Origin of the sequence: Gracilimonas mengyeensis (assembly GCF_900182705.1) — a bacterium.
GTDB classification, from domain to species: domain Bacteria; phylum Bacteroidota; class Rhodothermia; order Balneolales; family Balneolaceae; genus Gracilimonas; species Gracilimonas mengyeensis.
Genome location: NZ_FXTP01000009.1, coordinates 114,038 through 139,852, shown reverse-complemented (window position 1 = coordinate 139,852; position 25,815 = coordinate 114,038). Strand labels below are relative to the sequence as shown.

21 protein-coding genes are annotated in these 25,815 nt (G+C 43.8%); 12 read left to right on the top strand and 9 right to left on the bottom strand.

What is annotated here, in order from left to right; genetic code table 11:
* The first annotated feature begins 37 nt into the window (after nt 1–37).
* The 3 genes from FN815_RS11435 to FN815_RS11425 all read left to right on the top strand — a co-directional run bounded on the left by FN815_RS11435 (nt 38) and on the right by FN815_RS11425 (nt 2,984).
* Nucleotides 38–796 (top strand): MBL fold metallo-hydrolase, encoded by a 759-nt coding sequence (locus tag FN815_RS11435; RefSeq protein WP_142454766.1) that lies wholly within the window; start codon nt 38–40, stop codon nt 794–796.
* A gap of 86 nt (nt 797–882) precedes the next feature.
* On the top strand, nt 883–1,515 hold the full coding sequence (locus FN815_RS11430) for a class I SAM-dependent methyltransferase (RefSeq protein ID WP_246075248.1): 633 nt from the start codon (nt 883–885) through the stop codon (nt 1,513–1,515).
* A gap of 299 nt (nt 1,516–1,814) precedes the next feature.
* Complete coding sequence (locus FN815_RS11425; RefSeq protein WP_142454765.1) at nt 1,815–2,984, top strand: citrate/2-methylcitrate synthase; 1,170 nt, start codon at nt 1,815–1,817, stop codon at nt 2,982–2,984.
* Nucleotides 2,985–3,349: 365 nt separating this feature from the next.
* Here the strand turns inward: FN815_RS11425 and FN815_RS11420 are convergent, their stop codons facing one another.
* The 6 genes from FN815_RS11420 to tnpA all read right to left on the bottom strand — a co-directional run bounded on the left by FN815_RS11420 (nt 3,350) and on the right by tnpA (nt 10,643).
* Complete coding sequence (locus FN815_RS11420; RefSeq protein WP_142454764.1) at nt 3,350–4,249, bottom strand: DUF4249 family protein; 900 nt, start codon at nt 4,247–4,249, stop codon at nt 3,350–3,352.
* Between the two features lie 11 nt (nt 4,250–4,260).
* The gene (locus FN815_RS11415; protein ID WP_142454763.1) at nt 4,261–6,528 is read right to left on the bottom strand and encodes a TonB-dependent receptor; all 2,268 of its coding nucleotides are present in this window, start codon (nt 6,526–6,528) and stop codon (nt 4,261–4,263) included.
* 223 nt (nt 6,529–6,751) lie between these two features.
* Entirely contained in the window at nt 6,752–6,889 is a 138-nt protein-coding gene (locus FN815_RS18920) for a hypothetical protein (RefSeq protein WP_185957272.1), read from the bottom strand.
* Between the two features lie 75 nt (nt 6,890–6,964).
* Nucleotides 6,965–7,348, bottom strand: a complete 384-nt coding sequence (locus tag FN815_RS11410; protein WP_142454762.1) for a hypothetical protein — start codon at nt 7,346–7,348, stop codon at nt 6,965–6,967.
* 140 nt (nt 7,349–7,488) lie between these two features.
* Nucleotides 7,489–10,020, bottom strand: a complete 2,532-nt coding sequence (leuS, locus tag FN815_RS11405) for a leucine--tRNA ligase (RefSeq protein ID WP_142454761.1) — start codon at nt 10,018–10,020, stop codon at nt 7,489–7,491.
* 188 nt (nt 10,021–10,208) lie between these two features.
* A complete protein-coding gene (gene tnpA, locus FN815_RS11400; RefSeq protein ID WP_142454760.1) occupies nt 10,209–10,643 on the bottom strand; it encodes an IS200/IS605 family transposase in 435 nt (144 codons plus the stop codon).
* Between the two features lie 254 nt (nt 10,644–10,897).
* Between tnpA and FN815_RS11395 the strand changes: the two genes are divergently transcribed.
* Together FN815_RS11395 and FN815_RS11390 are read left to right on the top strand one after the other, a co-directional pair.
* Nucleotides 10,898–11,677, top strand: coding sequence for a S1/P1 nuclease (locus FN815_RS11395; protein ID WP_142454759.1), 780 nt, complete (start codon nt 10,898–10,900; stop codon nt 11,675–11,677).
* Between the two features lie 373 nt (nt 11,678–12,050).
* Nucleotides 12,051–12,260, top strand: coding sequence for a cold-shock protein (locus tag FN815_RS11390; RefSeq protein WP_142454758.1), 210 nt, complete (start codon nt 12,051–12,053; stop codon nt 12,258–12,260).
* A gap of 82 nt (nt 12,261–12,342) precedes the next feature.
* Here FN815_RS11390 and FN815_RS11385 read toward each other — a convergent pair whose 3' ends face one another.
* Together FN815_RS11385 and FN815_RS11380 are read right to left on the bottom strand one after the other, a co-directional pair.
* Nucleotides 12,343–13,812 carry a S10 family peptidase gene (locus FN815_RS11385; protein WP_342780483.1) on the bottom strand — a complete coding sequence of 490 codons (1,470 nt, stop codon included), beginning with the start codon at nt 13,810–13,812 and terminating at the stop codon, nt 12,343–12,345.
* A 143-nt stretch (nt 13,813–13,955) separates the two neighbouring features.
* Nucleotides 13,956–15,263, bottom strand: coding sequence for a retropepsin-like aspartic protease (locus FN815_RS11380; RefSeq protein WP_142454757.1), 1,308 nt, complete (start codon nt 15,261–15,263; stop codon nt 13,956–13,958).
* Between the two features lie 376 nt (nt 15,264–15,639).
* Here FN815_RS11380 and FN815_RS11375 point away from each other — a divergent pair, with 376 nt between their 5' ends.
* From FN815_RS11375 to FN815_RS11345, 7 genes are all read left to right on the top strand, one after another.
* Nucleotides 15,640–15,849 (top strand): cold-shock protein, encoded by a 210-nt coding sequence (locus FN815_RS11375; RefSeq protein WP_142454756.1) that lies wholly within the window; start codon nt 15,640–15,642, stop codon nt 15,847–15,849.
* An 81-nt stretch (nt 15,850–15,930) separates the two neighbouring features.
* The gene (locus tag FN815_RS11370; RefSeq protein ID WP_142454755.1) at nt 15,931–17,130 is read left to right on the top strand and encodes a saccharopine dehydrogenase family protein; all 1,200 of its coding nucleotides are present in this window, start codon (nt 15,931–15,933) and stop codon (nt 17,128–17,130) included.
* Between the two features lie 139 nt (nt 17,131–17,269).
* On the top strand, nt 17,270–18,568 hold the full coding sequence (locus FN815_RS11365) for a M20/M25/M40 family metallo-hydrolase (RefSeq protein ID WP_142454754.1): 1,299 nt from the start codon (nt 17,270–17,272) through the stop codon (nt 18,566–18,568).
* 156 nt (nt 18,569–18,724) lie between these two features.
* A complete protein-coding gene (locus FN815_RS11360) occupies nt 18,725–19,939 on the top strand; it encodes an alanine dehydrogenase (protein ID WP_142454753.1) in 1,215 nt (404 codons plus the stop codon).
* 89 nt (nt 19,940–20,028) lie between these two features.
* The gene (locus FN815_RS11355; RefSeq protein ID WP_142454752.1) at nt 20,029–20,397 is read left to right on the top strand and encodes a hypothetical protein; all 369 of its coding nucleotides are present in this window, start codon (nt 20,029–20,031) and stop codon (nt 20,395–20,397) included.
* Nucleotides 20,398–20,566: 169 nt separating this feature from the next.
* Nucleotides 20,567–23,911, top strand: coding sequence for a transcription-repair coupling factor (gene mfd / locus FN815_RS11350; protein WP_142454751.1), 3,345 nt, complete (start codon nt 20,567–20,569; stop codon nt 23,909–23,911).
* A 303-nt stretch (nt 23,912–24,214) separates the two neighbouring features.
* Nucleotides 24,215–25,159: an L-threonylcarbamoyladenylate synthase gene (locus FN815_RS11345; RefSeq protein WP_142454750.1), complete on the top strand. Its 945-nt coding sequence runs from the start codon at nt 24,215–24,217 to the stop codon at nt 25,157–25,159.
* 60 nt (nt 25,160–25,219) lie between these two features.
* On the opposite strand, the gene FN815_RS11340 is transcribed toward FN815_RS11345, so the two are convergent.
* Nucleotides 25,220–25,654: a hypothetical protein gene (locus FN815_RS11340; protein ID WP_142454749.1), complete on the bottom strand. Its 435-nt coding sequence runs from the start codon at nt 25,652–25,654 to the stop codon at nt 25,220–25,222.
* Nucleotides 25,655–25,815: the final 161 nt, after the last annotated feature.

Below are 25,815 nucleotides of genomic sequence, written 5' to 3'. Positions count from 1 at the left end.
ATACCTCTGACTTCAATCCTAACGAAATTTATGCCCTATGTATCGTTTTCTACTGTCTGTTCTCTTTTTTATATGCTTTAGCATATCGCCCGTTCTAGCACAATCCAACCTCACCAACACCCCGGATACCGTAGCTACTTCTGAAGGTGAACTGGTCATCCACCCAATTGTACATGGAACAGTGGCCTTTGAATGGAACAATCAAACCATTTTTGTTGACCCTTATGGAGGGGCCACTCGCTTTGAACAGTTTGACAGCCCCGATCTCATTTTAATCACTCACGCTCATGGCGATCACTTGAATCCAGAAACACTAAGTGCCCTGGACACAAATAATGCCACATTTATAGTTCCTCAGTCTGTTGCAGAACAAATGGATGACAAATATCAGGAGCAGCTTATCATTCTCGATAATGGAGACTCTACTGAAGAACTCGGGATTAATGTGCTGGCTTTTCCTATGTATAACCTGCCTGAGGAAGGAGCCCGACATGCCAAAGGCTGGGGTAACGGATATGTGCTTACCATGGGAGGTACAACGGTGTATCTCTCTGGCGATACCGAAGGAATCCCGGAAATGCGTGCTCTAACTGGAATTGACATTGCTTTTATATGCATGAACCTACCCTACACCATGGATGTGAAACAAGCCGCCAGCGCCGTTTTGGATTTTGAACCAACCACGGTGTATCCCTATCACCATCGGGGACAAGATATTCAGGAATTCAAAGGTTTGGTTGATGCCGGACAAAAAGACATCGAAGTACAGCTTAAAAACTGGTATGCTGACCCCTGATGTATTGTAATTATTTGCGGATGAGCTTTTGATCCCCTACCATCCGCATCATTGCTAATTGACCATTCATACATCAACATCTTTTTATGAAATGTACCCTCTGTTCCTCATCCACTGAACCCTTTTATTTTTATGAGAAAGAGGACCGGCACTATCACCGCTGTACCAATTGCCGTGCGGTACTTATGGATCCCGAAGATTATCCTACCCCCAATGAAGAAGTAGAACGATATGAAAGCCACGACAATGATGTGGAAGATCCACGTTACCAGGCTTTTGTTTCGCCACTGGTTGAACGTATCACTCAGCATTTTGAACCTGACAGTTTGGGCCTGGATTACGGTTCTGGCACCGGCCCGGTCATCACAAAGTTACTCACCGATCAGGGCTATTCTGTCAATACTTTTGATCCCTTTTTTGATAACACCCCCGAAGTGCTGGAACTTAAATACGATTACATTGTGAGCTGCGAAGTAATGGAGCATTTTCATGAGCCCTACCAAGAGTTTGAACAACTCAAGAAAATGCTGAAACCCGAAGGTGCTTTATTCTTGAAAACAGATCCTTACACCGATGATAAAGATTTCCATGCCTGGTATTATAAGAGCGATGAGACGCACGTCATCTTCTATCATCCCGTTACGATGCAATGGATTAAAGAGGAATTTTGCTTCTCCAAATTAGATATGGATGATCGGCACATTAGTCTTTTTCTATAAGCCACTCTTCTGATATCTCGGGAAAACCCGGAATCCTGCTCAGCTTCACACATTCTTCATTTTTAGCATTTAGGTTCCCAACACTATGACAAATGTCGGTACGTTTTGTAAAACGTGTGGAGTCATTTTAAACTTTTTGACTTAAATTTTTGTCAGCGTTTTACTATATTCGATGCCCTTCTCGCAGGAGAATAAAAACTTGAGCCACTGTAAACGGAGATCATGCGAATTTAGTTATCCATTGCGCAGTGCAATCCTTTCGAGGTTTTTTATCATTAACTAAAAATTTGGAGTACTAGATGTCAGAAGGCATTCATACAGGCTTTGACGAGCAAAAATATCCCTACATCAACAGAGGGCTTGAAGGTATTGTAGCTTTTTCTACAACCAAGAGTTTTATTGACGGACAGAAAGGCGAACTTATTTATTCAGGTTACCTGATTGATACTTTAGCTGAAAATGCGACTTTTGAAGAAGTTTGTTTTCTGCTCTGGAATGATCGTCTTCCCAACGCCGAAGAACTTGAAGACCTAAAGAAATTATTAATAGAACAGCGGGAATTACCTCAAACGGTGCTCAATTACATTCAAAGTGCCGATAAAGATGCTGAGCCTATGGCAGTATTGCGTACGGCCGTATCTATGCTGGCTGATTCTGACGATACCAAAGGCAAGTTTGATGATGCTTTGTTTGAAGGTCAGGCCATTGCTATTACAGCTAAAATTCCGAGCATTATTGCTGCATTCGACCGGGCCCGCAAAGGTGAAGACATTGTAGCTCCTCTAAAAGAAGGCAGCACTGCATTTAACTTCCTGTATATGTTAAACGGCGAGAAGCCCGGGAAGCAAGCCGAAAAAACAATGGACCTCTGCCTGATCTTGCATGCTGAGCACGGCATGAATGCTTCCACCTTTACTGCACGTACAATTTGTGCTACCCAGTCTGATATGTATTCTGCTATCACCGGTGCTATTGGCGCCCTGAAAGGACCATTGCACGGAGGAGCTAATACAGCCGTCATGAATACCCTGCTTAAACTTCAAGAGCAAGGTGACGACGCTGATGCGGTGGAATTCACTAAAAAGCGACTGGCTAATAAAGAAAAGATTTCTGGCTTTGGTCACCGCGTGTATAAAACCTTTGATCCACGTGCTCGACTGTTACAAAATATGTCCAAAGATTTGTCTGAGGAAACCGGACATCAAAAGCTTTATGAATGGTCGATGGATATGCTGGAAACCATGAAAAGTGAAAAAGACATCGATCCCAATGTGGATTTCTTTTCTGCCACTGTGTATTACTCCATCGGTATTCAGCCCGATTTATTTACTTGTATTTTCACCATGAGCCGTGTTTCAGGCTGGACCGGGCATTTCATCGAGCAAGCCGCTAATAACCGCCTTGTTCGTCCCCGTGCTCTATATGTTGGTGAAAAACACCTTGATTGGGTTCCTGTTGAAGAACGCTAATCACTCCTGAATTTTACAGGGATATTATTAAAAAAGCTCCGATGCATTGCATCGGAGCTTTTTTTATGAACTTAATTTAACGTGAGTTCAATATAAAACCCGTCATCTTAAGCCGTTAATTTTGCCCAAAGCCGGAGCAATATCATTGAAGAGATGACAGAATCTGTGATGGGTAGTCATCCCCGCGATCTCCTTACCACCGGTAACGATAGGCAATAACGAGATAATGGTGAATACTACGCCATGTGCCGGGGGGATCCCGGTTCTGCGATTCCGCTGCGCTACATCTTGACCGGGGCTGACAGGCCTATTTTCGTGCCGTTCTTATCTCGAACTCACGTTAATTTAAAATACAGCCTGCAGTATTATTCCGGCTTTTGTACGTACGTTTGAACCCTGCCCACCGACATACTCCCAAATAAGCCTATTCCGCCATCAATATGATCAATGGCATTGTAAATTTGACCTGGCGTTGGCGTGCTGCCGCTGAACTGGGCATTGGCGGTACGAAGGTGATCATAGAGGTTTTCGTCTATACTTTGAATGAATATGGAGTATGGGCCAAAATAAGGGAACTCCTTCCAGGGAAAATGAATAGTTATACTTTGATCTGAATTTTTGGGGAAGCTTATTTCGCTAACCAAATCCTGTGTATGATTAAAATTGTTATAATAGGTACTCATTGTATCTTCTTCCGCCTGGCTGGCATAATACGGAGTTAGGTTTTTGAGATAAGGCTTACCAGCTTTATACGTATTCATAAAAATTGAATTTTGATCTTCGTCATTGTAGTCCATTATATCTACTTCCAACAAAGATTCGGATTGATAGTAGATAGTGTCTTTGGGAGTTGATACAATACTTATTTCTCCAGGAATTTCTGTTCTTCCCCTTATCTGATGATTATTATCATCTGGTATGATGACCAAAATGTCATATACTCTTGAAGCTTTGACTAAATCAATCGTTTCAGCTATGTATTTTCCTTTACTTCTGCTTTGGTAAGAGTACTTTTTCTCAATATTACCATTACTATCTATGAGATGAATTTCAATAATAGCATCATCTACCATCGCATCACCCCAATTAAAATCTTCGTCTTCTTTTGAAGATTTAAAAAGATGTATTTCAGGTAAAGGAGCATTGGCCACTAAAACGGACTCCACCACATACTCAGGTTGATACGGCTCAGGTTCCAGGTCTTCACAAGCAGACAGGAAAAGTATTAGGAAAAGAACCAATAATAGTTTTATAGAGCGTTTCATAGTTCCGCGATTTAAAAACTGATAGTGTAACTTATAGCCGGAAGTACAGGGAGCATCTTTGTCTGGCTAGTAACAATTCTTCCTCCTCTTTCAGTGCCGTACTGCTGGTGCCAAACATTTCTTCGTGAGTAAGCATTAACTACCTGGAAAGAGAGCTTCGAATCTGCTCCCATGAAACTTCCATATTTCGTAATACCTACGTCCATTCTGTGATAGTCGGGCAGGCGAGCTCCATTAATTTCATTTACAATAAGAACTACGGTATTGCCATATGCAGGAATACTGCCACTGCGACGTCTGTGCCCGGCAGGTTCAGTGTACGGCTGTCCGGTTGCATAATTGAAAGTACTGGTAACGGTCCAGCTATCACTCAATTTATAGTTTAGCACTATATTTATTTCATGATCTCTGTTATAAGAGGTTGGGTAGAACCTTCCTCCATTAATGTCAGGATACCTGCGGTTCGATTTACTCCAGTTATAACCAATGTATCCATTCAAACGCCCGGCCTGTTTTTCTAACATTACTTCTATTCCATAGGCACGTCCATCACCAACCTTAAATAATTCATGATATTCCAAACCGGCCATATCGGGTATAAAGGGATCCAATTCAAATAGGTTTTCCATGGTTCGGTAATAGGCCTCAACATTAAAGCCAATGCTCGTGAATGGATTGGTTTTCACCCCAAATAAATACTGTGTACCCGATGCCGGTTGAACACTTTCTCCAGACGAAAGCCAAATATTAAATCCCGAAATCTGGTTTGAAGTCTGTGACAAGAATTGATCATACTTGCCATAGGCCAATTCAAATTGAAGCTTTGTGTTTACATGATAATTGACCTTAATTCTGGGGTTTAACTTGAGATAGTTTGCATGAGAAAATCCGTTAAGTCTAACTCCTGAAGTGAATGTCCAATGTTCGGTCGCTTCCCATTTATGCTGCAAATACCACGCGCCATAGAGCCTATTGGTATTTCTTTCGAAAAGAATCTCATCATTTAGCTTATTGCCAAATCCAACTTCCAATACCCCACCTTTGATACCGGTCTCCAATTGATGAGTACCGGATATATAGTATACTTTCTGGCTTACCGAATAGTCACGGATGTAATTTTGAAGCCCCTGATTTGTTCCCGCCACACTATTAACCGGGCGATTATAATAGCGGGAAAAGGACATATGTAATTCAGAAAACGTTTTGTTATTGAAAAGATGTGTCCACTTTCCTGATGCTGTTTGATTTCCATAATCTAATTCTAAGGAAGCCTCAGTAGCTAACGGAAAACGAACCTGGTCTTTACCGGAATAAATGGAAAAAGTTAATTTGTCCTCTGGAGATATATCATGAGTAAGCTTTCCATTAACATCGTAGAAATAGAATGCATCCGGAATTTGTTCAACATTCTCTCGCATTGCAGCAAGCATAGGTTCAAGAGTTGAGCGACGTATGGCCAGCATCCAACTACCCTTACTATAAGGGCTACTTACCGATAATCTGGTAGCCAACATTCCTATAGAAAGCTTGCCACCAAACTCATCCCGAGCCCCTCTCTTATTCTCTACGGCTAAAACAGAACCAAGCCTGCCTCCATATTTAGTAGGATAATTTCCTTTGTATAATTGCACTCCCCCCACAACGTCCGGGTTAAAAGTTGAATAGAATCCAAAAAAGTGTGAGGGACTATAAACCGGGGTCTCATCCAGCAGAATAAGTGTTTGATCCGGGCTTCCTCCCCTGATGTGCAATCCACTTGAAAAATCGGATGCTGCTTTTACACCCGGAAGATGCTGTAATGAGCGGAATAAATCAGCCTCAAAAGCTGACGGCAAACGGTTAATCATTTCGGCATCCATGCGGGCCATGCCAATATCCGCAATAGTTTTTTGGGCCTGAGACCGTATCACCACTTCCTCCATCATGGATGATGAAGGCTGTAATTCGATATATATTCGTTGGGTTTGATCAGGATAAAGCGTTACCTCTAACTGCTCTTCCTTATATCCTACATAGGAACAGATAAAGGTGTACGTACCAGGCTCAAGCTGACTTATTGAAAAAGAGCCGGATGGATCGGTTGCCGTTCCACGATATCCCCGGTTTATTTTAATATGCGCGCCTATAAGGGTTTCTCCGGTTAGCGCATCTCGTACCACTCCATCCACCGATGCTGTGTCTTCTACTCCCGGGGAATGAGCCCATTGCGTTTGGGCCTGGATTTCGGAGACCCCCAAAAGGGGTAAGACGATAAAAAGGGCATATAAAATACGGTGCATGGTGAAAGCTGAATTGAGTTACACTTCACTTCTATGCCCTGTTATCGGAAATATTAGAATTTTCTTAAGTTTTAGGTGAGGATAAAAATTCTATCAAATTCCCATTTATTCTTCGACTTGAAGATCTCTCATCGTCTTTCTCTTGGGTGCCTTTTATTTATCGGCACCAGCCTTTCAATTATAAAAAAAGGGACAATGAAGCATTGTCCCTTTGGTTCGTCAGTTAGTTCTGTTCGTCATGATCCTTCTTTTTCTTCATTTGATCGTACGTGATTGGTACTACAAAAAAAGCGATCGCAATCAAGGATATGACGATGGTTGCAAAATCAATTTCCATCGTAATAATATTTAATGTTGACAAGAATATTCCTGCTTATACAGGAATATGTTTTTGCATATTTGGTTTTAAAGCAGTTCTAAGCTGCTTTTTGATGGATTACAAAAAGTGATGGAAAGGATAGAGTAACTCTTTTGAAGTGAAATGCCTTTCTATCAGCTGGGTATAACCGAGCTGTTGATTCAGCTGTTTGCGAAAACAAGAGTCGGCTTTGAGAGCTGTTTCCTCATCCTGCTCCGATGTAGTTTCAGAAACAGACCGCGGCATTTGGTTTGAGTGGGCAAAAATGACCTCCGCCGAAGAGGAGCCATTCAGAATAATAGCTGTGGGTGGGTAAGAATCGGAATCATCCGCTGCATCCGTTGGCTGTATGGTAGCCTGTACTTCTGCTAAGGAAGCAAAGCTGATGCTGGCTGCATGCAAACTCTGTCCGGCAGAAAACAAAATCAACCAAACAGTTAAGATGGAACGCAAGTTCTTCATATCATCAATATAACAAATGCAGTGCCGGATTAGAATATGCTGCCAACATTTCTAATTTGATACCATACAAATCTTAAATGTCACAGATACAAAATATTGGATCTCACCAAATATTAGTCAGTGAGATCCAATTCGTATATTTACTTTACAACCAGGTTAATGATTTTGCCCGGAACAAAGATTTCTTTCACCAGATTACCTTCTTCCAGGTATTTGGCTACATTTTCTTCTGATTTAGCCAGTCCCAGAACAAAATCTTTGTCTTTAGCTTTCTCTGCGTCTACTTCGATGTTGGCGCGTACTTTGCCATTTACCTGAACCGGGTAGGTTATTTGGTCATCTTTCAGGTATTCTTCTTTGAATTCCGGCCAGTCTTCATAAGCCAAAGTCTGCTCATTACCCAGCATACGCCATAATTCTTCGGTGATGTGCGGGGCAAAAGGATTCAATATTTGAATAAACTCCTTAGCTACCGACCGCGGAATTTCATCCCAGCCGTTGGCCTCATTCACAAAAATCATCAGCGCCGAAATGGCTGTATTGAACCGTAGGCTTTCAATATCCTCTGAAACCTTCTTGATGGCTTCATGCAATGGCTTCAAATGCTCTTTTTGAGGCTCAATATCTTTGACCTTGTCGGAAACTTCTCCGGAATCTTCATCCACCAGCAGGCGCCAAACACGGTTCAGGAAGCGATTTACTCCCTCCACCCCTTTGGTGCTCCACGGCTTCACTTGTTCCAGCGGCCCCATAAACATTTCATACAATCGCAGCGAATCGGCCCCATATTCATCAATAATATGGTCTGGGTTGATGACGTTGCCTCGGCTTTTGGACATTTTATGCGCCCGGGCTTCAATCTTGGTATCCGTGCCCTTCAGCACAAAACCCTCCCCTTTTTTCTCAACTTCGTTCTCCGAAAGCTTCTCGCCTTCCGGTCCGGTGAATTCCATTTCACCCAAAATCATCCCCTGATTTACCAGCTTTTGGAAAGGCTCTTTGGTAGAAACCACCCCAATATCATACAACACCTTGTGCCAGAAGCGGGCATACAACAAGTGCAATACCGCATGCTCGGCTCCGCCTACATACAAGTCTACCGGCATCCAGTATTTTTCGTAATCGGGGTCAACGGGACCGCCGTCAAACTCGGGACTGATGTATCGCAGGTAATACCAGCATGAACCGGCCCACTGTGGCATAGTATTGGTTTCACGCTTTGCCGACTTGCCGGTTTCGGGATCGGTGGTGTTCACCCAATCTTCGGCATTAGCCAGTGGAGGTTCACCGTCTCCGGTGGGTTGATATTTATCTACTTCAGGCAGTGTTAATGGCAATTCGGACTCAGGTAAAGCTTTATGTTCGCCATCCACATGAATAATTGGAAACGGCTCTCCCCAGTAGCGTTGACGTGAGAACAGCCAGTCGCGCAATTTATAATTCACGGATTTCTTACCGGCTCCTTTGCCTTCCAGCCAAAGAATAATTTTCTTCTTGGCCTCTTCAATATCCAGTCCGTTCAAAAACTCGCTGTTAATGGCCGGACCTTCTCCTGTATAAGCTTTGCCATCAAAATCTTCAGGTGGTTCTACCGTGCGGATGATTTCCAGGTCAAACTTCTCAGCAAATTCCCAGTCACGCTCATCCTGTCCGGGTACGGCCATAATAGCGCCGGTTCCGTAGCTTGCCAGCACATAATCGGCAATCCAGATGGGTATTTTCTTTCCATTCGCCGGGTTGATGGCATAGGCGCCTGTAAAGGCTCCGGTCTTCTCTTTACTGAGCTCCTGTCGCTCCAGATCTGATTTTTTGGCAGCCTCTTCCTGATAGTTTTCTATGGCTTCTTTTTGCTCATCCGTAGTAATTTTATCTACCAGATGGTGTTCAGGAGCCAGCACCATGTAGGTAGCACCAAAAATCGTATCCGGTCGAGTGGTGAACACACGCAGTTTTTCATCATACTCATCGATTTCAAAATCAATTTCAGCCCCAATGGATTTGCCAATCCAGTTGCGCTGCATTTCTTTCAGGGATTCGGGCCAGTCCAGATCTTCCAGATCCTGCAGTAATTCTTCCGCATATTCGGTGATTTTAAGCACCCACTGCCGCATAGGCTTGCGAACTACCGGGTGGCCGCCTACTTCACTTTTGCCATCAATGACTTCCTCATTGGCCAGCACGGTTCCCAGCTCGGGGCACCAGTTTACCGCCACTTCATCTTCATAAGCCAGCCCTTTTTTATAGAGCTGCAAGAAAATCCACTGGGTCCATTTGTAATAATCCGGATCGGTGGTATTCACTTCGCGATCCCAGTCATAACTAAAGCCAATAGCCTGCAGCTGCTCACGGAATTTGTTGATATTCTTCTCGGTGGTTTCCCGGGGATGTGTTCCCGTCCGAACTGCATACTGCTCGGCAGGCAAGCCAAAAGCATCCCAACCAATCGGATGCAACACGTTGAAACCGTTCATTCGCTTGTAACGGGAAATGATATCCGTAGCCGTGTATCCTTCCGGGTGCCCCACATGTAGCCCGGCACCGCTTGGGTATGGAAACATATCCAGTACGTAATATTTCGGCTTGTCGGTGTCGGTGGGCGTTTCAAAGGTTTTATTCTCGAGCCAGTACTTTTGCCATTTGGTCTCGATTTGATCCGGATTGTAGGAGTGCATTGATAATTTTTTGGATTCTAAATTTCTGGAATCCTAAAGATAAGACAATCTCGTTAAACCATTGAAATGGTTTTGCGTCCATTTTTAATTATTCCCCGGCATGGTTCAAAGATATTGGCATGACCTCAAACCCCATAGCCCACGGTTTCAACCGTGGGTGAATGATTCTGTATTACGAGTAAACGGTTTTAACCGTTTGAAAACTGGTGTAACTTGATAAATTCTTCGTATTCTTCCTGAAATGATTTGTGTTCATGGTGCTTCTTCTGATTGGCAATATATTTATACACCTTTTCTTTTACTGATTCACTGACTGAATACGATGCTCCTCCAACCTGCCAACTAAATTTCTGCGGTATCATATCTTGCTGATTAATCCAATGCGAGGTACTACCCTTCACTTGTTTGATTACGTCGGTAAGTGCTTTTTGAGGATTTAGCAAAAAAAGACAATGCACGTGATCCGGCATACCGTTGATAATCCTAACGGGACATCCTGAATCTTTAAATTGATTTTTCATGTAGTGATAAATTTTCTCTTCTACATTAGATTGGATGAAGGACTTCCTGTTTTTTGTAGACCAAATGGCATGTACCCAAATTGTGTGGAATGAATGTGGCATAATATTCCCCGATAGTTATTGATTTAATTCGTGGAATATACTCAAACCATTGAAATGGTTCTACGTGGTGTACCCCCTCTCAACCCACGGTTAAAACCGTGGGCTATGGGTTTGAAAAAGAAACTGGTCTGCATCGCCTCTAATCCCATAAATCACGGTTCACCCCCACCTTTTCAAAAAAATTTACTAATTCCTAACATCCGCACTGTTATCTTTTCCAACCAAAATTCAATTTCAATAACTCTCTTACTGTCGTGACTAAACTCCTTACTCTCCTTTCCATCTTCCTTATTGGATTTACCTCAACCACTAACGAATCCATGCGTTGGGGACAGATTGGGCACCGTACTACCGGCCTGGTGGCTGAACATTATCTAACCGAAACCGCCGCCGAAGAAGTGAAACGCGTATTAGGACCTGAATCGCTGGCACAAGTTTCTACGTGGATGGATGAAGTGCGCTCAGATGATGCGTACGATTTTATGGCTCCCTGGCACTATGTAACTATCCCCGAAGGTGAGACTTATGAGACTGCAGAAAAGAATCCCGACGGTGATATTCTCTGGGCTATAAATAAAGTAGTGGGTGAACTCAAGGAAGGCGGGTTATCCCCTAAACAAGAAGCCGAAAACTTGAAGATACTGGTACATTTGGTGGGAGATCTGCATCAGCCGCTTCACGTGGGCAGTCAGCCTGATCGGGGCGGAAACGATGTACGGCTGCAATGGTTCTGGGAAAATTCAAACCTGCACCGTGTTTGGGACAGCGAAATGATTGACGACAAGCAGCTCAGTTTTACCGAACTCGCCCAGTTCATCAATCACCCCACTGAAAAAGAAATTGAGCAATGGCAAAGCACTTCGGTGCTGGACTGGGCATACGAATCTCAGGCACTGCTTCCCCAGGTGTATGATATCCCGGAAGACAAAGAACTCAGCTACGAATATTCCTACAAAAACTGGGATACGGTTCAACAAAGGTTATTGAAAGCCGGTGTGCGTCTTGCGGGACTGATTAATGAAATTTATGGGTAATGATGTAGTGATATGGTGATAGAGTGATATAGTGGTGGGGACTTTCGTGGGAATGTTGCCATCAAATCAACAACGAGTGTTAAAGGATTTTTGTAATCTTCTCAACCCCACTAAATTACTATATCACTCAATCACTAAATCACCGGTTCACCAAATCACTCATAAATCAGATTTGGTATTGGTCGAAATAACCGAGACCTTTGAAGTGCAAATTAATTAAAGGCGACATCGGTAATTTTTAGTACAGTTTTATTTCCCTTCTCTGGTTTGTATAACTAACACTTAATTCTCGCAGCCGATTTTAGAAATGAAGTATGTCCGTATTGGGCATACAAGACACTGTGCCTGCGAAACAATAACACTTATTTATATTATGGAATACGGTAAAGTAAAATGGTTTGATGCTCAAAAAGGATTTGGGTTTATCAAGCCTGACAATGGCGGAAATGATATCTTTCTGCACCGCAACAATGTTGAAAACCTTGGTTTTAACGAAGGTATTGAAGACGGTGAAGAAGTAGAATATTCCGTGGAAGAAACTCCTAAAGGCCTTAGCGCTACAGAAGTTTACATCCTCGAATAATTTCTCCACTGTTTGAAATTATTAAGCCCGGCTTCGGAAGAAGTCGGGCTTTTTTTATGGAAGCAATTTCTGTTGATCCACTCTAATACTTTGCAGGAAGGTCTTCTTCGGGGATGGATGCCTCAATAAATGTCCGGATGTCTTCATTTGAGCTTTCCAGGTCTTCTGCACGGAGGTACATCATGTGCCCGCTTCGGTATCCTTTAAATGATAACCTATCGGTTAACTTTCCGGATGGATCGAGATTCCACATGGTATATTTGGCATCGAAATAATTGGTTCCCCCATCATAATAACCAGATTGAATCATCACCTGCAGAAAGGGATTCTGAGCCATGGCTTCCCGAAGCTCTTCACCGGTGTTATTTCGCGTGCGATCCCAGGGATGCACCGGGCCAAAGGTCCAGTACTGTAAATCTGTTTCATAACCCAACTCACTTCTTAAATAATGGTTGATAGCGGGTGTAAACGCATGGTTCCAGGCACTTAAAGCGGGATCAAAATCATAACGCTCTCCCCCGTTCTCTCGATCAACCCCACGGTAGCGGGAATCTAGTCGGCCTACTGTCAATCCTTCATCCCGAAGCAATTCCTTCCAGAAAAAGGATGTTGATATGCGAAGATTTCGGTCCAGAATTGCCTGCTTATCAATACCTGAATACTCCGATACCTGCTCTGCAATCCGCTGCTTCTCAGCTTCTTCAATGAATCCACCTTTTGCCAGCGCCGGGATGTACTCGTTAATGGTAAATGCTTCTACTTCCGGCAAAATGTCATCTAAATCCTGCTGTTGGAAGCTGTTGTCCAAGGCCTCGTGATACCATGCCGTAGCTGTAAAATAAGGTAGCGGCAAAGCATCTTCTACGGGACCTTCGCGGTCAATACCCAATCCGGTTGGAGATACCAAAATCACCCCGTTCAGGTACATCCAATGGGAAGATTGCAGCCTGTTAGCCAGCCCTGATACCCGGGTAGTTCCATAACTCTCGCCAATCAAATATTTAGGTGAAGGCCATCGATTCTGGCGGGATACAAAAGTATCAATCCAATCGGCCAGGTATTCCACATCTGCATTCACTCCAAAAAAAGTCTCCCGTTTTGTTTCTTCATCCAGTATTCGGGAAAAAGCAACATTCACAGGATTAACGAATACGATGTCGGCTACATCCAGGATAGAATGCGGATTGTCTTTGACGCCATAGGGCTGCAAAGGGAACCCTTCTTCATCAATATTCAGCATTTTGGGGCCAGTGTAGCCAATGTGCATCCAAACCGAAGCAGAACCAGGTCCGCCATTAAACGAAATTACCAACGGGCGCCGGCTATGGTCATCCACATCCGACCGCTCGTAATACGTGTAAAACAAACTCGCTATGGGCTTGCCGTCTTCATTCCAAACCGGCTGGTTACCTACGGTAGTAGTATATGGAACACGCTGACCTTTAATGCGGGTCTCATGCTCCGTAGTTTTTGACCAATCGACTTTGGATGAGCGCAGGCTTATCGGTTCTTCTGTTTCTTGTTGAGCCAGCAACTGGCTGGGATGTCCCATCAACATCATCCCGAGTATAATTCCTGTAATAAGAGCTTTTACTGCATTCATACCGCGATAGTTTTTCGAGTATTAGAAATTGTGAGTGCAGTAATTAGCAATTTTGATCAATAATTACCTGTCAAAATCAGTAAAACCTGATTTTAATTATCCATTTGCAGCTGCAATTCATCTTTCATTCTGAAATTAAACTCCAGTCTGGCAGTATCATCCCTTAATACCGTCATGCGAATTCTGCTTCCTTCTTTGTTGTAAAACCGATTGTGAACTTCATTCAACGTATAGGATTCAACCGGCCGTCTGTTTAAATATTGAATTACATCTCCAACCTTTACGCCAGCTTCTTCTGCCGGAGACCCTTTTCTGACATCCGAAATCACGTAGTACGGCAGATTTGCAATGGGCGTATGCACTTCAATACCACTGGCGTTGTAATGGAACTCATCCCCAAAATCACTGTTCTTCCTCATATACATAGCCTCATTTTGATAGTGAAATATCACTTTGAACCGCCGGAATGCTTCTCCCCCAATACTTCCCTGCCGTTTGCCAATTTTAAATGCGCGCCGGATTGAAATACTGTCCGGATAAGCTACCACGGGTTCTTCAAAAGTGAACTCATCTAATTGTATGGATGGGATTCGGCCAAGCTCTCCCGTTACGTCTCCGCTTAACCCCGTTCCTAAAAAGGTATCGATGGTATTCTCAGGAACCTTGATGGCGGGATGTGCCAGTTCGTACAAAGAAAAGGCATTGCTGGAACCGGTATCTACCAGTAACCGCAAGGGTACGGTAGAGTCAGTAACCGGACTATGATAATCAACATTTACGTATGACTTACGCTCATCGAGAAACAGGGAAACTTCATGCCATTTACGATGTCGGGGTAATTTTTCAAATTTTTCTTCGAACTCCTCCGGTTTATATAAGTAGATGTGCTTTCTTTTATAGTTGATCTCTACCACAAAATTTTTAAACAGATCGTAGCCTATAAGTCCATGAACTTCGGTTCCCATAAAGGAGGCCAGCTTAAAAATATCTTCCTGTAATATCACTACCTCCATATTCCGGCCGCTAACACGATCTATATCCAGGATGTTACCTTCTGAGAAATAAGCCTGTAGCACCTCCCCCTCTCCCAATCCGGCAAGGTTAATGATACGTGTACTGTTCAGATACACTTCCCTGTTATACAACGAGGTAATGAGCGTATATCTAACCCCGGTATCTACAATGAACTTAAGGGGCGTTGAACCATTAATTTGTGCTTCTATAACCACCAGGTTGTTGATAAGCTCAAAAGGAATGGTAACGCGTCGGTCTTCTCTGCCATTTATTTCAAAATAGCTGCTATCGGCTTGCTGAGTTTGTGCAAAAGCTGACCCGCTCAACAACCCCAAAAGACAGAGTAAACTCCCAAGAAACCGATATGTATGCTTCGATATAGTCAATAAGATGCTAGTGATTTATTCCGTCTTGATAACGTGATCTTCCAAACTAAGTTTCTATTCCGCATTAAAGTTGGATTTTTAAAATCCAATACCGTGTCTTATAACAGCCTATCTACCAAGATTATTCCAATGGTACAAGCCTGTTGTCGAAAAAATTGCAGCTAAAAGCCATAGGTAGACATATCTATTTGGTATTAATTGTAATAAAGCAGATATTACGAATCGCAAATGTATGGTAAGAATCAGTATTAGCCTTCCGAGTTTAGTATTTGTTTCCCCTCTATAGTTTGTACAACTAACATTTAATACCGCTGTTGCAGCAGGCTTATACACAACGGATAACCTGAGGTAATAGCACCAATACAACAATAAAATTATGGAATACGGTAAAATAAAATGGTTTGATGCACAAAAAGGTTTTGGATTCATCGAACCTGAAAACGGTGGAAAAGATATCTTTGTGCACCGCAACAACATTGAAAATCTTGGCTTCGAAGAAGGCTTAGCTGATGGCGAAGAAGTTGAGTTTGACGTGGAAGAAACCCCTAAAGGACTGAGTGCCACTAACGTTTCCCGTTTAGCTTAATCTCATTTTTCTTTATGTAAACCCGGTACTGATCTTCAGACCGGGTTTTTTTATGTGTTTTAGTTTTTAGCTTATTTTGATATGGAGCAAAAACCTTTTGACATTATTCTTATCGGGGCTACCGGTTTTACGGGGAAGCAAGCCGCGCAGTATTTTCTTGATCGTGCCCCCTCATCCGTGCGTTGGGGAATTGCAGCACGTAATCCCAAAAAATTAAAAAAGCTGGCCGAGAAGCTGGACCTTCCCGCGTCTGCAACTTTTCTGGTTGATACCCTGAATTACGAGCAGGTAGAAAAAGTAGTACAACAGGCGCATATCATTGTAACTACTGCAGGACCTTTTTCTCTATATGGAGAACAGGTGATCAAAGCCTGCGCACACTACGGTACTCATTATCTCGATATCACCGGAGAAACTGAATTTATCCGTGACATGATGGATCAATATGGAGACACAGCTCGTGAAAACGGGGCTGCTCTCATCCCTTTTTCAGGATTTGACAGTGTTCCCGCCGACCTCACCACCATGCTTCTCAGCCAAAAATTTGATCAGCCCAAACGGCTTTCTATAACCAGCTTTTACAGCATTAAAGGTGGTTTCAATGGTGGCACCATCGCTACCATGCTCAACAAGTTTGAGACTGGTGCCTATAAAAAAATGAATACGCCGGATGTACTGCTTGAACATCACGAGCAAAAGATTCATCAAAAAGAAGATGCTCATTATTTCGGTTTTCGGAAAAAAATGGGACGATGGACCACGCCCTTCATCATGGGCCCCATCAATACTAAAGTTGTATACAGATCTGCAGAACTAATGCGCAGGAAAAACACACCCTATGCAGACAGTATCTCTTACAGTGAGCACTCGCTTTTGGGTAAACGATATAATCCACTACCCTACATCGGGACTACTCTTTTGCTCGCGGCCCTACAAACACTGGGACCAAAAGCCTGGTTTCGAAACCTGCTGAAAAAAATAATGCCCGCTCCCGGAGAAGGTCCTTCTAAGGAGACTATCGAAAATGGGTTTTTCAAGCTGAAAGCTATTGCAGAGGATGAGAAAGGCAATCAAGCCGGGTTGCAAATGTTTTATCCGGGAGATCCTGGTAATAAAAGTACCGTATTTTTTCTATGTGAATCTGCTCTGCTATTGGCAGATCTTTTGGAAACGGATACTCTAAAAGCGGGGTTCTTGACACCCGCTTCGGCTTTTGGGAAAAAGTTGGCCAACCGGCTGCAGGCCAAAGGGCTGGAAATTTCCGACTGGCTTTCTTCCTGAAATTTCGCCTATTGCTTTCTCTGAATTTTATTTTCTTTTACAGAGGTTTACGCTCTTATATCATTTTTTTTCAAATACACTATTTCAGGTTGCTTAAAATAGCAATTCGTTAAAATAAATCGCCTGACCTTTACCAACAATGAATCGCACTTTTTTCTGGTTAATCATACCGGTTGTAATCGTTCTGTCGCAGATATCTTGCACTTCACAAGATGCAAAAATATCGGAAAGCCATGTGGCCCGTGTTATCAAAACACTCAGCTCAGATTCGCTGAAGGGGCGCCATGCGTTTAGTCCGGAAATCAAAGAAGCAGCGAAAATTATTTCTTCTGAATTTGAAAAAATCGGCTTAAGCTATTTGCCAGGCGAAGATGATTTTCTTCAGGAATTTACTATCCATACTATCCTCCCTGAATCAACTGCCGTAATGCTAAATGGCGAGATCATTGAACCCAAACATTATTTTGGCGTTTTAAATGGAGAAACTATTCATTGGAAAACAGGAGATGTTCAAGTAGAGGCCATAAGTCAGGACGAGGACTTCAGGAAGGAGTTCAGGAAGTTAACCGACGATGAGCAATCGGCTCTGGTTCTCATCAGTAAAAATCACAAAAACTGGTTTCACCGCTATCGCAATTGGTTTGCAAGCCGGAATCGAACGTTTAAACTGAATCAGGGACCAAGCGATATTTTTATCTTTTCAAATGCTACGGCTAACCGCTTTGAAATTTATTTTCAAAATGAGGTTTCTGCTACCGAGCTGGCTAATGTAATTGGTGTGCTCGAAGGAAAACGAAAAGACGAGGTTGTGATATTTTCAGGACACTATGATCATATTGGGATAGCGGCACCAACCGGGAGGGATTCTATTGCGAATGGTGCCAATGACAATGCATCGGGAGTGGCTGCAATTATTGAGCTGGCCCGTTATTACAGCCAGCTTCCCAAACAAGAACGCAGCCTTTATTTTACCGCCTTTACTGCCGAGGAAAACGGAGGTCTTGGCTCAAAATATTTTTCTGAGAGGATAAATCCAGAAGAAATCATCGCTATGATTAACATGGAAATGATTGGGAAGCCCTCTTCTGAAGGTCCAAACTCTGCCTGGATCACCGGTTTTGAATTATCAGACCTCGGCTCTATTCTTCAGTCTTCACAAACCGACAGCAGCTTTACCTTTTACCCCGACCCGTATCCCGCACAAAATCTGTTTTACCGTTCGGACAATGCTTCTTTAGCCCGTCTTGGTGTTCCAGCTCACACTATCAGTACCACACCCATTGATCTGGATCGAGACTATCATACCGTGAGCGATGAATTTCATACCATCAACATTGAACACGTAAGCAAAACAATAGACGCAATCGCCAAAAGCTGCAAGCCAATTATACGAGGAACAAAAACACCAAGCCGAATCAACCCGGATTCCTTGCGTTAAAGAGTGCATCCGATGATGTATGGACATTGACTAATCCACGCATACGAATAACGAGAAGAAGTTGAGCACCAACAGCTTATTTATATTTAAGCCGAGATAAGCATCCGCGGTTCAAATTCCATATCTTTTTAAAAACTCACCAAATCCCCGCGGAATATGGATATCAACCCACTGGATACGGAGCAAATCGGATTAAAAACCTTGGAGAAACATTTAATTCGATCCAAAAGTGAGGTCTCCCTCAAAATTGGCTTACCAAAAGAAATCTCCAATGACGAACGCCGCATTTCACTTACCCCTGGTGGCGTATCTATTCTAAAAGCCAACGGACATGAGATTTTTATTGAACAGGGTGCCGGCGAAAATGCCAATTTCCCGGATCAACAATATGCGGATGCCGGAGCAGAAATCGCACTCAGCAGCGAAGATGTATTCAAAAAATCAGAGCTGGTTTTGAAAATTGCTCCGCTAAGTGATGATGAGCTGGAACTCCTGCAACCTGAGCAGGCTCTTATTTCAGCCCTTCATATCGGCAGTCAGACCAAAGAGTACATGAAAGCTTTCATGGACAAATCCATCACGGGTATTGGCTATGAGTACATCCGCGGGCAAGATAAAGAGTTTCCGATTGTTCGAATGATGCATGAAATCACCGGTTCAATGGCAATGCAAATTGCCGCCCACTACCTGGAAAGCATGAGTGGTGGACAGGGCATTATGCTGGGAGGAATTTCAGGGGTTCCGCCGGCAACAGTCGTTATTTTGGGAGCCGGCATCACCGGTGAGTATGCCGCCCGTACCGCCCTGGGTTATGGAGCCCAGGTTTTTGTAATGGATACCGACCTTGCCGCCCTTCGTAGATTGGAAAATGCATTGGACCGCCGGATTATTACGGCTGTGGCCAACCACCAGTACCTGAGTTCAGCCTTAAAATTTGCTGATGTGATTATTGGAGCCGCCATGGCCGAAGGTGAACGCTCGCCCTGCTGGGTTACCGAAGATATGGTAGCTGGAATGAAAGCAGGCAGCGTAATTGTAGACACGGTGATAGATCATGGCGGATGTGTGGCTACCAGCCGGCCTACCTCCCACTCGGAGCCATCATATGTTGAGCATGATATCATTCACCACTGTGTCCCCAATATTCCATCCGGAGTGGCACGAACGGCTACTTATGCCCTCAACAACGTGTTGGTGCCGTACGTGCTGGCCATTGGCGATGCCGGTGGAGTAAAACAGTGCCTGTGGGAAAATGTGGCTTTGCGCAACGGAACCTATTCCTACAAAAAGCATCTCACCAAAAAGTCGCTGGCTGAAATGTTCGACATGCCCTACCGTGAAATCGAAATGCTGATTGCTTCTCAAATATGAAATGCTAAATTCGGAATGTTGAATTTTAAATTTATTATTTCCTGAAAACTCATTCACAATCCAAAATTCAACGTTTCCAATTACTACAGATGTCAGAACTTAATGAATCCAACTACCGGCGTATCGCCCTTATCAACTGGGCCCTTAGCGTGCCCCTGATGGTGCTGTTCGCCTGGCCCTATTTTTATGTGGCTCGTTTATTGGAAATCAATGAGTTTTTTGCCTATTTCGGGGCCTTCATTTTTGCCATTCCCTTTATGATGACGATTCTACACGGACACGTTACCATGGCCCTTGGCTCAGTACACCGGCATTTTTATTACGAATGGATGACGGAGGAAAAGCCCCTCACCTATGGTATCTTTTTTCATCCCATATTTGTAAAAACCCGCTTTCGCCTGATTTTGTTGATTGTAAGTCTGCTTTTACTGCCTGTTGGATATCTGGTGTTTATTTAGGAATAGGTTATAGTTGTGAGTTTTTAGGTGTTAGTTTTGAGCCGTATGCTGATTGAACTCATAACTAAAACCTAACAACTCAACACTCTTTCTCCTCACAATTCATTCAAAAAGAGCGTATCTTTGAGGTCTTTGAAACGCAATATTTTTACACCGCGAATCGCTATTTATGAGCATTTCTTTTATCAAGGAGCAACTTGAGAAAACAAAAGTCTTTGACCGGATTTTTGAACAGGTAAAGGAACAGCAATCCCTGAATGTGAAGAAGAGCATCGGGGCTTTAAACAGTTTCCTTCTGGAGAATCTTTCCAGAAAAAAAGATACCCTGTTGGTTATTTCAGAAAATGATGAAGGCGCCCGGTTTTTGAAATCCGACCTGGATATCATCACCCCTGAAAATCCCGTCATCCTCTTCCCCGCTTCCAACAAAAAACCCTACGACCGACAGCAGCTTACCGATACCGCCCTGCTGGTGCAGCGTTCTGAAGCCTTGCAGGCTATCAAGGATCATGAAAAAAAGATTGTGATTACTTCGGTGGAAGCCATTGGGGAGAAAATTGCCCCGCCGGCCGCCCTGGATGAAGTCAGCATTGTGCTTAAAAAAGGCGACGAAGTGGATATGGAACAGCTTCGGGAGCAGTTGGTGGATCAGGGTTACGATCCCGTGCGCTTTGTGGATGAACCCGGTGAATTTGCCGTCCGTGGCGGTATCCTGGATATATTTCCGTATTCCGGCGAGTACCCCGTTCGACTCGAATTTTTTGGGGATGAACTGGATACCATCCGGGAATTTGATGCTGGAACCCAGCGATCCATTGCCTTCTTGAACCAGACGCGTATCATCCCGGATCTAACCAATTTACCCCAGGCAGGCAAATCCAGCTTTCTATCCTATTTTGATGAAGAGGCGCTGATGGTCACCTCCAGCCGCGAAGTAGTGCTGGCCGAGATCGCCAAACAGTACGAAAAAGCCGAAGAAGCTTTTGGGGAATATGATGGCGAAGAAGAGCCGGAAGAACCCGAAAAGCTGTATTTATCCGAGGAGGTTTTCCAGGAAGAACTGGCCAAATTTAAGCATCAGTTGTTTGTGGGGAATGTAGGAGCATCAGAAAGCGGCGACGACACCGTTTCACTGGATGCGCGTCCCCAGCCCGATTTTCATGGCAACTTTAAGCTGTTGCGCGAAGCCATCACCAAAAACACCAAGAATAAGCTCACTACGGTTATTTTGTGTGATAATGACGGGCAGCATGATCGCTTTGAGGAACTGCTGGGCGAGGCCAACCACGAGTTCAATTACCGGCTGGTGGTAGAATCCTTGCACGAAGGCTTCATCTACGAACCGGGCGGATTGGCCGTGTACACCGATCACCAGATATTTAACCGCTATCATCGTCCCAAAACCAAACGGCGACGTTTCCATGGCGGTATTTCCTTTAAAGAACTGAAGGATTTGAGTATCGGAGACTTTGTGGTGCACGTGGATTACGGCATCGGAAAGTTCATGGGCTTCAAGAAAATCAATGTAAAAAACACCGAACAGGAAGTGGTGGTGCTACAGTACCAGGAAGATTCCACCCTGTACGTAAACGTGACCAGCCTGAATAAACTGCAGAAATATTCAGGCAAAGAGGGCACGGCTCCGAGGATCACCAAACTGGGATCAGGCGAATGGGCCCGCAAGAAGGCACAAACGAAGAAAAAAGTTAAGGATATTGCGCGTGAGCTCATCAAGCTGTATGCCAAGCGGAAGGCTGAAACGGCCCATGCTTTCTCTGAAGACAACGAATGGCAAACAGAGCTGGAAGCCAATTTTGAGTTTGAGGAAACGCCGGATCAACATGATGCAATCGTGTCGGTTAAAGAAGACATGGAAAATGAACACCCCATGGACCGCCTTATTTGCGGGGATGTGGGCTTTGGAAAAACCGAGGTTGCCGTACGAGCGGCCTTCAAAGCAGTGCTGGATCACAAGCAAGTAGCCGTACTGGTTCCCACCACCATTCTGGCGGAGCAGCATTCCAAAACCTTTATCAAACGGATGGAAAAATTCCCGGTGAAGATTGAGGCGCTCTCAAGATTTCGGACTTCTAAAGAACAGAAGAAAGTGATTGAGAAACTTGAAGATGGTGAGGTAGATATTGTTATCGGCACCCACCGGCTGCTTTCCAAGGATGTGAAGTTTAAGGACCTTGGCCTGATTATCGTGGATGAAGAGCAGCGTTTTGGGGTATCTGCCAAGGAAAAATTAAAAAGCTTCCGCGCATCAGTTGACGTTCTTACCCTTACCGCTACCCCTATCCCCCGTACGCTGCAGTTCTCCCTGATGGGCGCCCGCGACCTGAGTGTAATCAACACGCCGCCACCCAATCGTCAACCGGTGTACACCGAAATTCACAGCTTTGACGAAGAACTCATCCGGGATGCCATCCTTCAGGAAATATCACGGGGCGGACAGGTTTTCTTCATCCATAACCGGGTAAAGAATATCGAGGAAATAGCGGAAATGATTCGCCGCCTCGTCCCCGAAATACGCGTTCGTTTTGGACACGGACAGATGAGCGGAGCCCAGCTTGAGAAGATTATCAATGACTTTTACCAGCACAAATTTGACGTACTGGTTTCTACCAACATTGTAGAGAACGGCATTGATATCGCCAATGCCAATACTATTATCATCAACCAGGCCAACAACTTTGGGCTTGCAGAGCTGCACCAGCTGCGCGGACGTGTAGGCCGGTCGGACCGGAAGGCCTTTTGCTATTTGGTAACCAGCCCCATTCGAACACTAAGCCCCGAGGCCCGCAAACGATTGCTGGCACTGGAAGAGTTTTCGGACCTGGGTTCCGGCTTCAACATTGCCATGCGTGATCTGGACATCCGCGGAGCCGGTGATATCCTTGGCGCCGAACAAAGTGGATTTATCAATGATATTGGCTTTGACTTGTACACCAAAATCCTGAACGATGCGGTGAAAGAACTCAAGCAATCCGAATTCAGTGATACCTTTGAAGATGTGGAAGTGGAAGTAGAACTGCCCGAGACTATTGTTGAATTCGATGAAACTGCCCTGCTGCCTAAAGATTATGTTTCTGATAATGTGGAACGCCTCAACCTCTATCGGAAGCTGGCTCAGGCTAAAACCGAACAAGAAATTGAAGACTGGCAGGAAGAAATCAAAGACCGTTTTGGTCCGCTGCCCAAAGAAGCTAAATATTTGCTTCTGGCCAGCAAAGTGAAGCTGTTTGCTTCTCGCTGCTATTTTACCAAAGTAACGATCCGCGCCGAGCGCATGTGGACGATTTGTCCAAAACAGGATTCCGAGTTGGGTCATGCCTTTTACGATTCCGGGAAATTCCAGGACATCCTTGAGAAGTTAGAAATGACCCGAAAAAATAAATTCCAGGTGGTTCAGAAAAAAGATACCGTACGCTTTGCCATACAGGACATTCCCGATATGGAAGCGGCGGTTGAATACCTGAAGGAACTTTCGGGAGAAGAGGTAGCAGCCTGATGTTTTCATCCCAAGCAATATTTATTGTTCCAAGCGAGACGCTTGAAACAGATACTTTAGAAAGTATAATGGATGAATGAATCACCTATGGATATAATTGAGGAAAAAATCAAAGAATTTGGAAATGATTAAAAATTCGGACTAAGCAAAATCCCTCTTTGAAGAGGGACCGTAAATGAGCTTGCCCCCGACAATTCGGGACAGGGGGATGTGAGATGTAGCAATGACCACAGTGGTGGTTTGCTACCCGTTTCGGACATCACCTTCTCTTGGAAAAAATTTTTCCTTTATAACTACTCAACAATGAAGAACAACCTGAAACCATACATTCAGCTCATACAATCTGGCGAAGTAGTGGCCTTCCCGACGGAGACGGTATATGGTTTAGGAGCCGATGCCTGGAATCCTTCAGCCATACGCAAAGTATTTGAAACCAAAGGCCGTCCTTCTGACAACCCGCTGATTGTTCACATCTCAGATGAGAGACAGCTTGAGCAATTTGCTGCTCATATCTCCCAAAATGCTCAAAAATTGATGGATGCTTTTTGGCCCGGACCGCTTACCCTGGTTTTAAATAAAAAGTCGGAAGTTTTGGATCTCATTACAGCTGGCCTGGATACCGTAGCACTTCGAATGCCTAATCATGGATTGGCGTTGGAGTTTATTGGAAAAGCTGGGCCCTTGGTTGCTCCCAGTGCGAATACTTCAGGTCGGCCCAGTCCTACGAAAGCTGAACATGTTCATGAAGATTTTGGCAAAGATTTCCCCGTAATTGATGGCGGCCCTACCGAGGTGGGATTGGAATCCACCGTGCTGGATCTGACTTCGGAAGTACCGGCCATTCTTCGTCCTGGTAAAATCGGGGCAGAAGAAATTAGCCAAGTTCTGGGTATTGGCATCAAATTCGGTTCACCCCAAAACAAAAAAGAAGAAGCTCCGAAAAGTCCCGGACAGAAATATTCACATTACAAACCAAAGGCTTCGGTTTTCTATGACAAAATCACCGTCAGAAAACCTGAGAACTTATACTTATTGCAGGATGGTGATGAATCCCCGGCTTCAAAAAATGTAATCAACTACCGGGGCAATTTGGAGTTGTTGTCGCGGGAGTTGTACGATCGTTTTCGTCAGGCAGACCTGGAAAGTTATCAGGCTGTTTTTATTGAACCCATCGAAGCTTTTAAGGATGATTTCCCTGCCTACTATGCTGCTTTAATAAACCGCATAGAGAAGGCTGCATCAAGTTGATCTATAAAATTGGCACAATTTACAGAGAGTTTAATAAAAGAAATCAACTGGACCAATTTATCAATTTGAGGGATTATCGTTTCCGATAAATCGTTTGTATGCTTTAATTAAACCAGGGCTGGCATTCTTGAATCCACCTTGGCGTTCAATTTCGTTAAGGAAGTTTTCTTTTCGTCGTTCATAGGTGTATTTATCGAATTCCTCCCATGTTTTAACATGATCGGGAATACCTTCCCATTTAGTGAAAGGTAGCGCTGATCCTTCACCCAGACCTTTAGGTGCGGGTTCGTTGATTTTGGCTTCAAGGCGCAAAAGTACTTTCTTTTTTAAAGAATCGAAATGTGGTTCCAAAGTGGTTAACAACAGAGAATCCAAATCAAATGACTGAACTTCTTGAATGATTTTGGTTTCTTCTACTTTTGATAAGTCATCATCACATCCTATAATGCTAATTAGAAAAACTAAGAAAGCGGCTGTTTTGAGTAATGATTTCATGATAGCTAATTTTAATTATTAAAATTTAAACCTTTCAATAAGTATTCACCTCGACACTGATGGCTTTTAAGCTTAACCTGTATTGAAATCAGCCTCAAAACCGGTTTTATTTTTTTTTGGTAGAGAATGTCTTATAAGTCTTTGATTTTTTGAAGTATTTC